Here is a 13,842-nt window from a genome sequence, read left to right as displayed (position 1 = left end):
TTGACCGGCAGTAATGCCGAATGAAGTGAACTGAAAGCAACGAAGAGGAAGCCGCCATGACCATCGACCGCCGATCGTTCATGGCGGCTTCCCTTGCCTCGGGCCTCCTGCCGGGGCTGACGGCTGGAACCGCGCAAGCGCAGACGGCAGCACCTTTCGACAGCACCCGGTCTCCGCCGGCGGGATTGCCCGAACCCGGCGAGACCATCGACCTGTGGCCCCGCGGCGCGCCGGGAATGCCCGCCACTCCTCCTTTGGAAACCGTCACCGAACGCTCCACCAACGGGCAGGTCAACGACCGTTCCGTTACCGGGACCACCCGCCCGCGCATGGTGGTGTTCCGGCCGGACCGCCCCAATGGCGCGGCCGTGCTCATCACGCCGGGCGGCGGCTATGCCCTCGTCGTCATCGACAAGGAGGGCTACGAGATGGCCCGCTGGCTCGCCGCGCGCGGCTTCACCGCCTTCGTCCTGTTCTACCGCCTGCCGGGCGAGGGCTGGGCCGATCGGCAGGACGTGCCGCTGGCCGATGCCCAGCGCGCCATCCGCCTGATCCGCCACCGCGCCAAGGATTACGGCGTGCAGCCGGAGCGTGTTGCCGCCATGGGCTTTTCGGCCGGCGGCCATGTCTGCGCCAGCCTCTCCACCCGCTACGACGCCCAAGTCTACAAGCCGGTCGACGCGGCGGACAGGCTTTCCGCGCGCCCCTTCTGCGCGGCCCCGATCTATCCGGTGGTCTCGATGGACCCCGCCGTCGCTCACGCGGGCTCGCGCAAGCTGCTGCTCGGCCCCTCTCCCACGCCGGAAATGGAGGCCGCGCACTCACCGGACCGCACGGTTCCCAAGGGCGCGCCGCCGCACTTCCTGCTCCACGCGGAGGACGATCCCGCCGTTCCGGTGGACAACAGCCTGCGGCTGCGCGCCGCGCTCAAGGCGCAAGGCGTTCCGGTGGAAACCCACCTCTTCGCGCAGGGCGGCCACGGCTTCGGCCTGCGCGGCACGATCGGCAAGCCGGTCGAGACATGGCCCGAACTCTGGCGCGCCTGGGCGCGCTCGGTGGGGCTTGCCTAGACCGAAGACAGGATGACCATGGACAGACGCGACGCACTCAAGACCGCCCTGCTGGGCGGTATCGGCCTTGCGGCACCCACTCTCGCGGGGAGAGAGGCTGCCGCAGGGGAGACCGGGGCGGGGATTGCTCCTCCAGCGCCCACCCCGGGCTCCCGCACGCCACTGGCGGCGCGGATTTGACGGCCAGCGCATCGCCGACCTCGGGAATGGAACGATGCTCAATCCGGTCCTCTCCGGAGACCGGCCCGACCCGGCCATCCTGAAGGATGGCGAGGATTATTACCTCACCTTCTCCAGCTTCGATTCCTACCCCGGCCTCACCATCTGGCACAGCCGCGATCTGGTGAACTGGCAGCCGAGGAAGCCCGCGCTCACCCGCAACATCGGCTCGGTCTGGGCAGTCAGCCTGGAAAAGCACAAGGACCGCTACTTCCTCTACATCCCGGTCAAGGCGGAGCCCAACGAGATATACGTGATCTGGGCCGATCACATCGACGGCCCGTGGAGCGATCCGAAACCGCTGGGCCTGCACGATCATATCGACCCCTGCCACGCCGTGGGCGAGGACGGCTCGCGCTGGCTGTTCCTTTCGGGCGGAGACCGCGTGCGGCTGTCCGACGACGGCCTCTCGCTGGCGGGCAAGGTGGAGCATGTCTACGACCCGTGGCACTACCCGGAGGACTGGGATGTCGAGGGCTTTTCGCCCGAAGGCCCCAAGATCCACCGCCACGGGGGCTGGTTCTACATGCTCACGGCGGTGGGCGGCACGGCCGGTCCGCCGACCGGGCACATGGTGATCGCCGCCCGCGCCCGCTCGATTCACGGACCGTGGGAGCAGCATCCCGGCAATCCGCTGGTCCGCACCGAAGACCAGTCCGAGGCCTGGTGGTCGCGCGGGCATGCCTCCCTGGTGGAGGGGCCGGACCGCAAGTGGTACACGCTCTACCACGGGTTCGAGAACGGCTACTGGACGCTTGGCCGCCAGTGCCTGCTCGATACCATCGAATGGACCGAAGAGGGCTGGTTCCGCATGACCGGCGGCGACCTCTCACAGCCGCTGCCGGTGCCCAGGATCGCCAGCCCCCTGCCGCACGGCATGGCCTTGTCGGACGATTTCTCGAAGCCGCTGGCGCTGGGTTCGAAATGGTCGTTCTTCCGCCCCGCCCCCGACGAATCCAGCCGCCTGCGCGTGCAAGGCGGCGCGCTGCATTTCGCGGGCAAGGGCCTCGCCCCGTCGAGCGGCTCACCGCTGCTGCTGATCGCGGGCGATACCAGCTACCGGTTCGAATGCGATATCGAACTGGCGCCCGGCGGCACCGCCGGCCTGGTGCTGTTCTATGACGACAAGCTCTATGCCGGGCTCGGCTTCGACGAGACCCGCTTCGTCACCCACCAATACGGCAACGAGCGCGGCCGCCCCGCCAATCCGCACGGAAGCCGCATGAAGATGCGCCTCACCAATCGCCGCCACATCGTCTCGTTCCACACCTCGGGAGACGGCGGCAGGACATGGAAGCGGTTCGACCGGGGCATGGAAGTGTCCGGCTATCACCACAATGTTCGCGGCGGCTTCCTCATGCTGCGGCCGGGCCTCTATGCCGCCGGTCCGGGCGAGGCAAAGTTCCGCGATTTCCGATTCACAGCACTGGAAGACTGATGCTCCGCCCCCTCGATCTGCATCCCGACCGGCTCCTCCCGGCCGAGCCCGCCACGCGAACAATCGCCCGCGAGCTTTACCAAAGCGTCGCGAAACTGCCGATCGTCAGTCCGCACGGCCATACCGACCCGCGCTGGTTCGCCGCGAACGAGACATTCGGCAATGCCACCGAACTGCTGCTGGTGCCGGACCATTATGTGTTCCGCATGCTCTATTCGCAGGGCATCCCGATGGAATCGCTCGGCGTGCGCAATCCTGGCGTCGATCCGCGCGCGGCCTGGCGGCTGCTGGCGGAGAACTTCCACCTGTTCCGGGGCACGCCCTCCCGCATGTGGCTTGACTGGGTCTTCGCCGAAGCGTTCGGAATGGGTGTGCAGCTCTCGGCCGAAACCAGCGATCTCTATTTCGACACCATCACCGAGATGCTGGCGAGCGACAGCTTCCGCCCCCGCGCCCTGTTCGACCGTTACGGCATCGAAGTGATCGCCACGACCGAAAGCCCACTCGACACGCTGGAACACCACGCCGCGATCCGGGCGGACAATGCGCGTGCCGGGGGCTGGAAGGGCAAGGTCGTCACCGCCTATCGCCCCGATCCGGTGGTCGATCCCGAGTTCGAGGGTTTCCGCGAAAACCTGCGCCGGTTTTCCGAACTCACCGGGGAGGACTGCCTCACCTGGAACGGATACCTTGCCGCGCATCGCCAGCGCCGCCGCTTCTTCGCGGAAATGGGCGCTACCTCGACCGATCACGGGCACCCGACCCCGAAAACCGCCGATCTCCCGCGCGCCGAGGCCGAAGCCCTGTTCGCCAAAGTCACCAGCGCGGACTTCACCGCCGAGGATGCCGAACTGTTCCGCGCCCAGATGCTCACCGAAATGGCGGCGATGAGCCTCGACGACGGCCTCGTCATGCAGATCCACCCCGGCGCCTTCCGCAACCACAATGCCCGCGTCTTTGAACGCTTCGGCCGTGATAAGGGCGCCGACATCCCCTCGCGCACCGAATATGTGGCCAATCTCAAGCCCCTGCTCGACAGGTTCGGCAACGAGCCCGGCCTCTCGATCATTCTCTTCACGCTGGACGAAAGCACGTATGCCCGCGAACTGGCGCCGCTCGCCGGGCATTATCCCTGCCTCAAGCTCGGCCCGGCATGGTGGTTCCACGACAGCCCCGAAGGCATGCGCCGGTTCCGCCGCATGACCACCGAGACCGCAGGCTTCTACAATACGGTCGGCTTCAACGACGATACACGGGCCTTCCTGTCGATCCCCGCGCGCCATGACGTTGCCCGCCGGATCGATTGCGGGTTCCTTGCGGAACTCGTCGTCGAGCACCGCATCGAGGACTGGGAAGCGGCCGAACTGGCGCAGGACCTTACCTACAATCTCGTGAAGAAGGCCTATCGTTTGTGAGACTTTCCACTGCGAGCCTGCCGCAGCTTCCCGCCGACATCGCGCGCCCCCGTTACGAGCGGGGCGCGCAGGCGGCGGGCATCGTCCACTTCGGTATCGGCGCCTTCCACCGCGCCCACCAGGCCTGGTATACGGACCGGGCGATGGCGGCCGGGGACCGGGACTGGGCGATCACCGGCGTATCGCTGCGATCCGCCAATGTGGCGCGCCAGATGAACCCGCAGGACGGCCTCTATACCCTCACCGAATGCTCGGCCGCGGGCAACGAGACAGTGGTGATCGGATCGGTCGGCCGCGTCCTTGTCGCCAGCGAGGAACCGGAAGCCGTCATCGCTGCTCTTGCCGCGCCGGAAACGCGGATCGTCACTTTCACCATCACCGAGAAGGGCTACTGCCGCGCGGCGGACGGCTCGCTCGAACCCTTCCTGGCGCACCACGGCAGCGTCTATGCCTTCCTCGAACAGGGCCTGCGCCGCCGCCGCGACGCGGACCTTCCCGGCCTGACCCTGCTCTCGTGCGACAATCTTGCCGATAACGGCCGCCAGCTTGAGCGGCTCATGGCCGAATACCTTGCCCGCCACGACCCCGAACTCGGCGCATGGGTCGCCGCGCATTGCGCATTCCCCTGCTCCATGGTCGATCGCATCGTCCCCGCCACCACCGCTGCGACCGCAAGACGGTCGCCGCGGCCACCGGGCTGGAGGATCAGGGCGCGGTGATGACCGAACCGTTCAGCCAGTGGGTGATCGAGGACAAGTTCGCCGGTCCCCGCCCCGCTTGGGAAGCCGTGGGCGCGCAGCTCGTCGGCGATGTCGCCCCTTACGAGGCGGCCAAGCTGCGGATGCTCAACGGCGCGCACTCGGCGCTGGCCTACCTCGGGCTGGAACACGGCCATGCTTTCGTTCACGAAGCAGTCGCCGATCCGGCGATCCGCCCGCTGATCGAACGCCTGATGCGCGTCGAGGCCCAGCCGACCATCGCAGCCGCGCCGGGACAGGATCTGGACGCCTATGCCGAGGCCCTGCTGGCACGCTTCGCCAATCCGGCGCTCCAGCATCGGCTCATCCAGATCGCGATGGACGGCAGCCAGAAGATCCCGCAGCGCTGGCTGGAAACGCTTGCCGCCAACCAGGCCGAAGGCAGGCATTGCCCTGCGATCCTCTCGGCGCTGGCGGCATGGATGCGCCACGTTCGCGGCGACAACGCCGTGAACTGGGGCCCGGTCGATGACCCGATGGCCGTCCGTCTTGCCGATCTCTGGCGCGAGGAAGGCCCCGGCGGAATGCCGCGCGCCCTGTTCGGCGAACACGGGCTGTTCGCGGCCACCTGGCGTGCTTCGGCCGGCGACTTCGAAAGTCTGGCCGAGCATCTGGGGCAGAGAGTCTAGGTCGTAAACTCATAAACGGCGCCATCGAGGTTTGAGGCAAAATGGCTCAGCGCCAGGAGGGAAGGCGCTGGAATATGTCCATATTTCAAGACCTCCCGACGCAGCGATGGGCCATTTTGCCTCAAACGTAGTTCACCGCAAGGTAAATCCCGAAGGGACGTCCAAATGGCGCCTCGATGGTGCCGTTTATGAGTTTACGACCTAGGCGGCTGGGACGGGGCCCTTCCTTCAGACCGACGTGTCGAGCTTCGTTTCCATCCGGTAATCCGGCAGCGAATCGAAGGCCTGCCGCAAAGCCTCTCCCCAGCCGGTGGAAACCGACTGGAAATAGGGATCGCCCGCGTCGATGCGCCGCTCGTGCAGCGGCGTGAAGCGGTCCTGCTCCAGGACCAGCAGGTCGAGCGGCAGCCCCACCGAGAGATTGGCTTTCAGCGTCGAATCGAACGATACGCAAAGCAGCTTCACCGCCGCCTCGAACGTCATCGAACGCTCGTAGCCCCGGATCAGGATCGGCCTGCCGTATTTGGTCTCGCCGATCTGGAAGAAGGGCGTATCGAAGCTGGCTTCGATGAAATTGCCTTCGGGGTAGATCAGGAACAGGCGCGGCTCCATGCCCTTGATCTGGCCGGCGACGATCATCGAGGCGCTGAACGTGCCGGAAGCCGCGCTCTGGCCGTTATCGGCGGCGCGTTCGGAAATGATGTCCTGCAGGAGATTGCCGACGATAGTGGCCACCTGGAACATGGTCGGCGCTTCGAGCAGCGAATTGTGCCGTTCCGCCGGGGCCTTGTTGCGTTCCTCCAACTGGCTGATCACCGCTTGGGTCGTGGCGAGGTTGCCCGCCGTCATCACCGAGATCACGCGCTCGCCGGGGAGCTCCCAGTGGTACATCTTCCGGAAGGTCGAGATATTGTCGACGCCGGAGTTGGTGCGGGTGTCGCTCATCAAGACGAGCCCGCGATCCAACATCATGCCCACGCAATAGGTCATGGAAGTTCTAACCCCTGAAATCCTTCGCCCCGCGCGACCGATGCGGGGGTGCGGCCGTTCAGCCGCCCTGTCTCTGTTGTTGTCCGCCGCTTGCGGACTGCTGTTGCTGCTGTCCTAGCAGGTTCTCGGCCACCGACAAATGCACGTCGAGCCGCGTTTCCCCCGCTCCCATCGCGATACCTGTAATCGGAGCGGCCTCTGCATAGTCGCAACCGCTGGTTACGCGGATATACCGTTCGTCCGGGCAGATCGCGTTGGAAACGTCGAATCCGACCCAGCCGAGCCCCGGAATAAACGCCTCGGCCCAGCCGTGCCCGGCTTCCTGCTCCACCCGGTCGTTCATGCGCAGATAGCCGCCGACGTAGCGCATCGGGATATCGAGCAGGCGACCGGCGCTGATGAAGACGTGCGCATGATCCTGGCAGACGCCCTTTCCGGCGGCGAGCGCCTGTTCCGCCGTCGTCTCCGCATCGGTGGAACCGGGGAGATACTCGATCTCCTCGGCCACCGCGCTCGACAGGGCGTGGAGGAAGCCCAGCGTATCGGCGCGATCCGCATCGACGGAAGCCAGCAGCGAGCGCACCCGGCTTCCCGCGCGGGTCAGCACGGTCGGCCGCAGGAAGCACCAGAGCGGGGTATGGCCGCTGTGCGCGCCGGTGATGCCGCTGTTGTCGATCGTGCGCACCGTGCCCTTGCAGGTCACGATGACTTCGGGCGTGCCCGGCTCGATCGAGACGAGCGCGGTATGGTTCTGGTGATGGTCGTCATACTGCGCCTCGGGCCGGGCGCCTTCGATCTCCATCTGCCAGTCGAGCACTTCCTGCCCATGCGTGGTCTTGGGTTTAAGGCGCAGGCGCTGCAGCCCGTGAGTGACCGGCCCGGCAAAGGCATAGCGAGTGGTATGCGTAACGGTCAGAAGCACGGGTGGCTGTCCTTCTATTCGATGAACCGGTAATCGGCGGCGATGGCGCCCCCGATGCGCGTGGTCTTGCCGATGAAGTCCTGCAGGAATTCGTGCAGGCCCACTTCGAAGATATTCTCGATCGTGGTCTGGTGCAGGGCGTCTCCGGCCTGCCGGACCAACGCATGGGCGGAAGTCTCGTGCCCGTATTCCTTGGCGAGCCCCGCCATGTTGCTGCGGATCTTTTCGTAGCAGAACACCAGCGAGCGCGGGAACTGGCCGTCGAGGATCAGGAAGCGCGCGATCCCCCGCGGGTCCATTGCGCCGGCATTGAGCCACGAATAGGCGCGGTTGCCCGCCACCGAGCGCAGCAGGGTATCCCACTGCACATTGTCGAGACTGGAACCGACCCACGCCGCCGAGGGCAGCAGCACGTAATACTTCACGTCGAGGATGCGCGCGGTGCTGTCCGCCCGCTCGATGAAGGTGCCGATGCGCGCGAAGTTGAACACCTCGTTGCGCAGCATCGTGCCTTCAAGCGCGCCGCGCACCAGCGTTCCGGTGCGCCGGATCGTGGTGAGCACCTCGCCCAGGCTGGTTTCGCGCACGGGCCGCGAAAGCAGGTCGCGCAAGTGCATCCAGCCTTCGTTGGTGGTTTCCCACACGGCGTTCGTCAGGCTGTTACGCACCATGCGGGCATTGGTGCGCGCATTCTCCAGCATGGCGAGCACCGAACCGGGATTGTCCTTGTCGCGCAGCATGTAGTTGAACACCTGCGTCCCGGTGATGTCCGAGTGCTTCGCGCGGTAGTCCTCGATCAGGCCGGTGGTGGTCAGGACCGACTTCCACTCCTCGTCCTGCGAGTGCTTGTTCCCGCGGGTGAGAGCGAGATGAAAGCCGACGTCGATCAGCCGCGCGGTATTTTCCGCGCGTTCGAGATAGCGGCTCATCCAGTATACGCCGTTGGCGGCCCGGCCCAGCATCAGCGCGCCCTCGCTCTTTCAGGACCCTTCATTCGTCCAGCACCCAAGAGTCCTTGGTGCCGCCGCCCTGCGAGGAATTGACCACCAGAGATCCTTTCTTGAGCGCCACGCGGGTCAACCCGCCGGGCGTGATGTCGATGCCGTCGGGCGAGACCAGCACGAACGGGCGAAGGTCCACATGGCGCGGCGCCAGACCCTCCTTGGTGAAGATCGGCACCGTGGAAAGCGAGAGCGTGGGCTGGGCGATGTAATTGTCCGGCCGCGCCCGCAGCTTGGCCTCGAAATCGGCGAGTTCCTTCTTCGAGGAGGTCGGCCCGATCAGCATGCCGTAGCCGCCCGAACCGTGGACTTCCTTCACGACCAGTTCGGCGAGATTGTCGAGCACATAGGCCAGCGCATCCGGCTCCGAGCAGCGCCAGGTCGGCACGTTGGAGAGAATCGGCTTCTCTCCGGTATAGAACTCCACGATCTCGGGCATGTAGCTGTAGATCGCCTTGTCGTCGGCGATGCCGGTGCCCGGCGCATTGGCGATAGTGATGCCGCCCGCGCGGTAGACATCCATGATCCCCGCCACGCCCAGCACCGAATCGGGATTGAAGCTGAGCGGGTCCAGGTAATCGTCGTCCACCCGGCGATAGATGACGTCGATCGCCTTGTAGCCCGTGGTCGTGCGCATGGCGACGCGCCCGTCCACCACGCGCAGGTCGCTGCCCTCCACCAGTTCCGCGCCCATCTGGTCGGCAAGGAAGGCATGTTCGAAATAGGCCGAGTTATAGATGCCCGGCGTCAGCACCGCGACCGTCGGCCGGCCCGATCCCTTGAAGGCGGGCGGCGCGCAGGCGCGCAGGGAACGGGCAAGCCGCGCGGATAGTCCGACACGGGGCGCACCGGAATCCTGGTGAACAGTTCCGGGAACATCGCCATCATCGTTTCGCGATTCTCGAGCATGTACGAGACACCGGACGGCGTGCGGGCGTTGTCCTCCAGCACCATGAATTCGTCAGGCCCGGTGCGGACGAGATCGATGCCGACGATATGGGTATAGACGCCGCCCGGCGGCGTCATCCCGATCATCTGCGTGAGGAAGGCCTCGTTGTCGCGCAGGGCCGAGATCGGCAGGCGGCCGGACCGGATGATCTCCTGCCGGTGATAGAGATCCTGGAGGAAGGCATTGAGCGCCCTCACCCGCTGCTCGATCCCCCGCGTCAGCTTGCGCCATTCGCGCGCGGTGATGATGCGCGGGATCATGTCGAACGGGATAAGCCGCTCTTCGGCGGCATCGTCGCCATAGACGTTGAAGGTAATTCCGATGCGGCGGAAGAAGCGTTCGGCCTCGGCATCCTGGCGTTTCAGCCAGGTCTTGTCCTGCGAGTCGTACCAATTCCTGAAGTCTGCATAGGCAGGCCTGACCGACCCGTCCTCGTTGAGCATTTCGTCGTAATTGGTTCCGCCCGTAGCCGTCATTGTGACTCCCGTTTGTCCATGTGATGCAACATGGAAACGGACTTGCCAAGCGGTTACGCTGCAAGTGCGAAAGAAAAATTACTGCGCGAATTGGCGGAAATCGGACCGAATTGGTCGAATACCCAGCGCTCCGGGAAATGGCCGCAGCTTTGGGCTGTGCGGCAGGTGCTAAGCGGGTTGGCTAATCGATCCGTTCGAGCGCCCCGCCCTTCACAGCTCAGGCCAGCAGCCCCCGCGCGCCGAGATCCGCGCGCAAGGCAGCCGCGTTCTGGAAGTGATGCACCTGCCAGCCGAGATCGCGGGCGGCGGCGATGTTGGCGGCATTGTCGTCGATGAACAGCATCGCGCCGGGCGCATGGCCGAAACGCCGCGCGGCGAGATCGAAGATGCGCGCACCGGGCTTCGCCAGCTTCTCGTCGCCCGAGACGACGATGTCGCCGAACAGGTCGAACAGGGGCTCCGACGCGCGGTATTCCCGCCAGAACGGGCTGGCGAAGTTGGTGATGGCGAAAAGCGGCATCCCGCCGGACGCCAGTTCGCGCACGATCTCGTGACTGCCGGGCACGTTGCCGGGAATCGTTTCGAGGAAACGCGTGGCGTAAGCGTCGATCAGGGCATCGTGGCCGGGATACTCGGCCTTCCGTTCGGCAACCATCTCGGCGAGGTCGCGGCCGGCATCATGCTGGAAGTGCCACTCTTCGGTAACGACGTTCGCGCAGAACCAGTCGAGCCGTTCGGGCTCCCGAATCAGCTTGGCGAAGAGCAGGCGCATGTCCCACTCGACGAGGACGCGCCCGACATCGAAGACGACCGCCTCTACGGCGGCGCCTTGGGCAGGATCGTTTACGTGGACTGCAGACATGATAAGACCCCCGCGAATGGCGGGGGCCTCATGTCACCGACGTAGTCGCCCGTCCGCCTTATGGTCCCCGCCGCGTGGCAGGGACAGGCAGCCGAATCAGCCCTGGCGGGCCTTGAAGCGACGGTTGGTCTTGTTGATGACGTAGGTACGGCCGCGACGGCGGATCACGCGGTTGTCCCGGTGACGACCCTTGAGCGACTTCAGGCTGTTGCGAATCTTCATGTCATGTCTCGTCTGCGTGGTCCGGCGGTTGTTCCAATAATGACTGGCCGCCCGAAAATTGAAGTGGCGCCGTTACGGGTGACGGCTTGCAAAGTCAAGCGCAAGAGCCCATTTCTCATGGCCTGACCCGCGCTTTTCCCGTTCATCTACGGGCAATCGCGAGGGCTCATAACTCAGGTTCGGGTGCGACCCAACTGATTCTTAGCCAATCGATTCTTCGGACCCGGAACACCATGCAGACGTTCAAAGCCGCGATTCTCGCCACCGGCATGGCCGCAGCCCTGCTGGCCGCACCCGCACTTCAGGCCCGTCCGGGCTGGGGTTCGCCGTGGGGCGGATATGGCCCCGGCTGGGGAGACGGTTGGGGCGATCCGCTGATGGGCGGTCCCATCGGTGCGCCGATCTCGTCGCGCAATCGCACGCAGGATTCGCGCGAAGGCCGCGTCGAAGTAAGCCGATTCGTCGCGCCCGGCCCCGAAGCCGCCGAACTGGGCAAGGGAATCGTCGCCGTCGAATCCGATTCGGGCGAAGGCCAATGGGTCCCCGGCCCCGAGCGCGCCGCTTACGAGGCCGCCATCGTCGAGGCGCTGGTGGGTGCCGGATACGATACCCAGCACAAGGACGAAAGCGGTGGCCAGGTCGCCGAACTCAAGATCAGCCGCCAGGTGCTGACCCCGGCCGAGGAAAAGCGCAGCCCCGTCAGCGGCACCGCCGCGATGGGCGTCAGCAACCGCGGTTCGGCTTATGGCCTTGCCGTCAACGTGGACCTCACCAAGCCGCGTTCGGCGCTGATCGGCACCCGCCTCGACACGCGCATCGTCGACAAGGCGAGCGGCAAGGTGCTCTGGGAAGGCTATGCCACGATCGCCACCCGCGAAGGTGACGACAAGTGGCCCGACTACCGAATCGCCGGAAAGCTGGCCTCCGCCCTTTTCGATGGTTTTCCCAAGGCGGACCTCGTCGACAGCCCGGCAGACTGACCGACCTTATTCATGGCTCCGGCGTGCGATAAGGGTTATCGTATAGACACTTGCCCCCGGGAGAGCCTGACATGATCCGCACCACCCGCACCCTGACCGCAGCCTGCTTCCTCGCCGCGGCACTGACGCTTGGCGGGTGCTCCGCGCAGGTCGGCCCGGTCGAAGTGACCCGCTTCAGCGCCGCCGACGCACCCGGCCTCGGCAGCGGCGTGATTCGCGTCGATCCCGCCAACCCGCAGGACGCCTCCAGCCTCGAATTCCGCACTTATGCCGCCGCCGTCGCGCAGGAACTCGCAAAAGTCGGCTATCGGCAGGCATTGCCGGGCGAGGCCGTCGCCAATCCGCAAGTCGCCGTGCTCTCCGTCGAACGGCGCAGCTACCAGCCGGGGCGCGAGCGCAGCCCGGTTTCCGTGGGCGTGGGCGGCAGCACCGGCTCTTACGGATCGGGCCTGGGGCTCGGCCTCGGCATCAACCTTGCCGGCAAGCCGCAGGAGCAGGTCGAGACGCGGATGCAGGTCATGATCAAGGACCGCCCCGGCGGCCGCACCATCTGGGAAGGCCGCGCCGCCTTCACCGTCGGCTCCAAGGCGCCCGTCGCCCAGACCTCGCTGGGCGCCGCAAAAATGGCCGAAGCGCTTTTCAAGGGGTTTCCGGGCAAGTCGGGCGAAACTATCCTGGTGAAATGACCAGCATCCAGATCTCCTCCGCTTTCGATTCCGGCAACATCGAAGTCCTCTCCACCCAGGGCACCACGGCCCGCTTGAAGATCCGGCGCGATCACGAATCGGACTTCTTCCAGTGGTTCCATTTCCGCGTCAGCGCGCGCCCGGCCAGAGCATCGCCGGAGAGGAACTGACTCTCAAGATCACCGGCCTCAACGGCTCCGCCTACCCGATGGGCTGGCCCGGCTACCGCGCCTGCGCCTCGGAAGATCGCCAGTTCTGGGGCCGTACCGACACTTCGTGGAGCGCTAGCGAGGATGGCGGCACCCTCACCATCCGCCACACGCCCGAAGGCGAACTGGCGTGGTTCGCCTATTTCGCGCCCTATTCGATGGAGCGCCACCACGACCTCGTCTCCTCGCTCGCCGGGCTCGAGGATGTCGAATACCGCCTGCTCGGCACCACGCTCGACGGCCGTCCGCTCGATTGCCTCTCGATGGGCGAAGGTCTCTCGCAGGTCTGGCTCTATGCCCGCCAGCATCCCGGCGAATCGATGGCGGAATGGTGGATGGAAGGCGCGCTCGAAGTGCTGGCGGACCCCGCCGATTCGGTGGGCCGCGAACTGCGCAAGCGCTGCCGCTTCCACGTCGTGCCCAACATGAACCCGGACGGCTCGGCGCGCGGCCACCTGCGCACCAATGCGGCCGGCGTGAACCTCAACCGTGAGTGGGCCACTCCCAGCCCCGAAAAGTCGCCCGAAGTGCTGGCCGTGCTGGCCGCCATGGACGAAACCGGCGTGGACTTCGCCATGGACATCCACGGCGACGAAGCCATTCCTGCGGTGTTCCTTGCCGGATTCGAAGGCATTCCCTCGCTCAAGCCCGAGCAGAAGGAAGGCTACGACCGGTACGCCTCGATCCTCGAACGCCGCACGCCGGACTTCCAGACGAAGCTCGGCTACTCGCTCGCCCAGCCGGGCAAGGGCAACCTCACGATGTCGACCAACCAGCTTGCCGAACGCTTCGGCGCGGTGTCGATGACACTGGAAATGCCTTTCAAGGACCACGACGAAGCCGCCGACCCGCGCCAGGGCTGGAGCCCGGAACGCTCGGCACAGCTCGGCAAGGATTGCATGGGCGCGCTGCTGGAGTGGTTCGTCGAGCGCGAAGGGAAGTAAGGCGGCATAAGCGGACGGCAGGGGCCGCGGCCCCTGCCTCCTGATTTTTACGCTATCTGTTTATCGCCGGAT

At 65.9% G+C, this 13,842-nt stretch carries 11 protein-coding genes and 3 pseudogenes; 8 read left to right on the top strand and 6 right to left on the bottom strand.

Translation table 11 applies throughout. From position 1 onward, the window contains the following. Window positions 1–56: 56 nt before the first annotated feature. The 5 genes and pseudogenes from ADT71_RS18590 to ADT71_RS34100 all read left to right on the top strand — a co-directional run bounded on the left by ADT71_RS18590 (window position 57) and on the right by ADT71_RS34100 (window position 5,529). Window positions 57–1,070: an alpha/beta hydrolase gene (locus tag ADT71_RS18590; RefSeq protein WP_054439177.1), complete on the top strand. Its 1,014-nt coding sequence runs from the start codon at window positions 57–59 to the stop codon at window positions 1,068–1,070. 12 nt (window positions 1,071–1,082) lie between these two features. Then, a pseudogene (locus ADT71_RS18585) lies at window positions 1,083–2,727 on the top strand (family 43 glycosylhydrolase). After that, window positions 2,727–4,142 carry a glucuronate isomerase gene (gene uxaC / locus ADT71_RS18580; RefSeq protein WP_054439175.1) on the top strand — a complete coding sequence of 472 codons (1,416 nt, stop codon included), beginning with the start codon at window positions 2,727–2,729 and terminating at the stop codon, window positions 4,140–4,142. The pseudogene ADT71_RS18585 and the gene uxaC overlap by 1 nt, the downstream one beginning before the upstream one ends. After that, window positions 4,139–4,861 (top strand): hypothetical protein, encoded by a 723-nt coding sequence (locus ADT71_RS34105; protein ID WP_231636031.1) that lies wholly within the window; start codon window positions 4,139–4,141, stop codon window positions 4,859–4,861. Before uxaC ends, ADT71_RS34105 begins: the two co-directional genes overlap by 4 nt. After that, window positions 4,756–5,529, top strand: a complete 774-nt coding sequence (locus ADT71_RS34100) for a mannitol dehydrogenase family protein (RefSeq protein WP_231636030.1) — start codon at window positions 4,756–4,758, stop codon at window positions 5,527–5,529. Before ADT71_RS34105 ends, ADT71_RS34100 begins: the two co-directional genes overlap by 106 nt. A 228-nt stretch (window positions 5,530–5,757) precedes the next feature. Here the strand turns inward: ADT71_RS34100 and ADT71_RS18570 are convergent, their stop codons facing one another. The 6 genes and pseudogenes from ADT71_RS18570 to ykgO form a co-directional block, all read right to left on the bottom strand. Next, a complete protein-coding gene (locus tag ADT71_RS18570) occupies window positions 5,758–6,519 on the bottom strand; it encodes a proteasome-type protease (protein WP_054439171.1) in 762 nt (253 codons plus the stop codon). A 58-nt stretch (window positions 6,520–6,577) separates the two neighbouring features. Next, the gene (locus ADT71_RS18565) at window positions 6,578–7,441 is read right to left on the bottom strand and encodes a transglutaminase family protein (protein WP_054439168.1); all 864 of its coding nucleotides are present in this window, start codon (window positions 7,439–7,441) and stop codon (window positions 6,578–6,580) included. 14 nt (window positions 7,442–7,455) lie between these two features. Then, a complete protein-coding gene (locus ADT71_RS18560; RefSeq protein ID WP_054439166.1) occupies window positions 7,456–8,403 on the bottom strand; it encodes an alpha-E domain-containing protein in 948 nt (315 codons plus the stop codon). 28 nt (window positions 8,404–8,431) lie between these two features. Beyond that, window positions 8,432–9,867: pseudogene (locus ADT71_RS18555) on the bottom strand (circularly permuted type 2 ATP-grasp protein). Between the two features lie 217 nt (window positions 9,868–10,084). Further along, window positions 10,085–10,729, bottom strand: a complete 645-nt coding sequence (locus tag ADT71_RS18550; RefSeq protein WP_054439164.1) for an HAD-IA family hydrolase — start codon at window positions 10,727–10,729, stop codon at window positions 10,085–10,087. Window positions 10,730–10,825: 96 nt separating this feature from the next. Next, the gene (gene ykgO / locus ADT71_RS18545; protein WP_004210176.1) at window positions 10,826–10,951 is read right to left on the bottom strand and encodes a type B 50S ribosomal protein L36; all 126 of its coding nucleotides are present in this window, start codon (window positions 10,949–10,951) and stop codon (window positions 10,826–10,828) included. Window positions 10,952–11,184: 233 nt separating this feature from the next. Between ykgO and ADT71_RS18540 the strand changes: the two genes are divergently transcribed. The 3 genes and pseudogenes from ADT71_RS18540 (at window position 11,185) to ADT71_RS18530 (ending at window position 13,770) form a co-directional block, all read left to right on the top strand. Next, window positions 11,185–11,931 carry a hypothetical protein gene (locus ADT71_RS18540; protein WP_054439161.1) on the top strand — a complete coding sequence of 249 codons (747 nt, stop codon included), beginning with the start codon at window positions 11,185–11,187 and terminating at the stop codon, window positions 11,929–11,931. Window positions 11,932–12,002: 71 nt separating this feature from the next. Beyond that, window positions 12,003–12,617, top strand: a complete 615-nt coding sequence (locus ADT71_RS18535) for a DUF4136 domain-containing protein (protein ID WP_054439158.1) — start codon at window positions 12,003–12,005, stop codon at window positions 12,615–12,617. Next, window positions 12,614–13,770: pseudogene (locus tag ADT71_RS18530) on the top strand (M14-type cytosolic carboxypeptidase). The gene ADT71_RS18535 and the pseudogene ADT71_RS18530 overlap by 4 nt, the downstream one beginning before the upstream one ends. Window positions 13,771–13,842 lie beyond the last annotated feature (72 nt).

The sequence above is a fragment of the Novosphingobium sp. ST904 genome (genome assembly GCF_001298105.1).
Taxonomy (GTDB): Bacteria; Pseudomonadota; Alphaproteobacteria; order Sphingomonadales; family Sphingomonadaceae; genus Novosphingobium.
The sequence above is the reverse complement of the archived record's forward strand: the minus strand, read 5'-3'. Positions and strand labels throughout refer to the sequence as shown.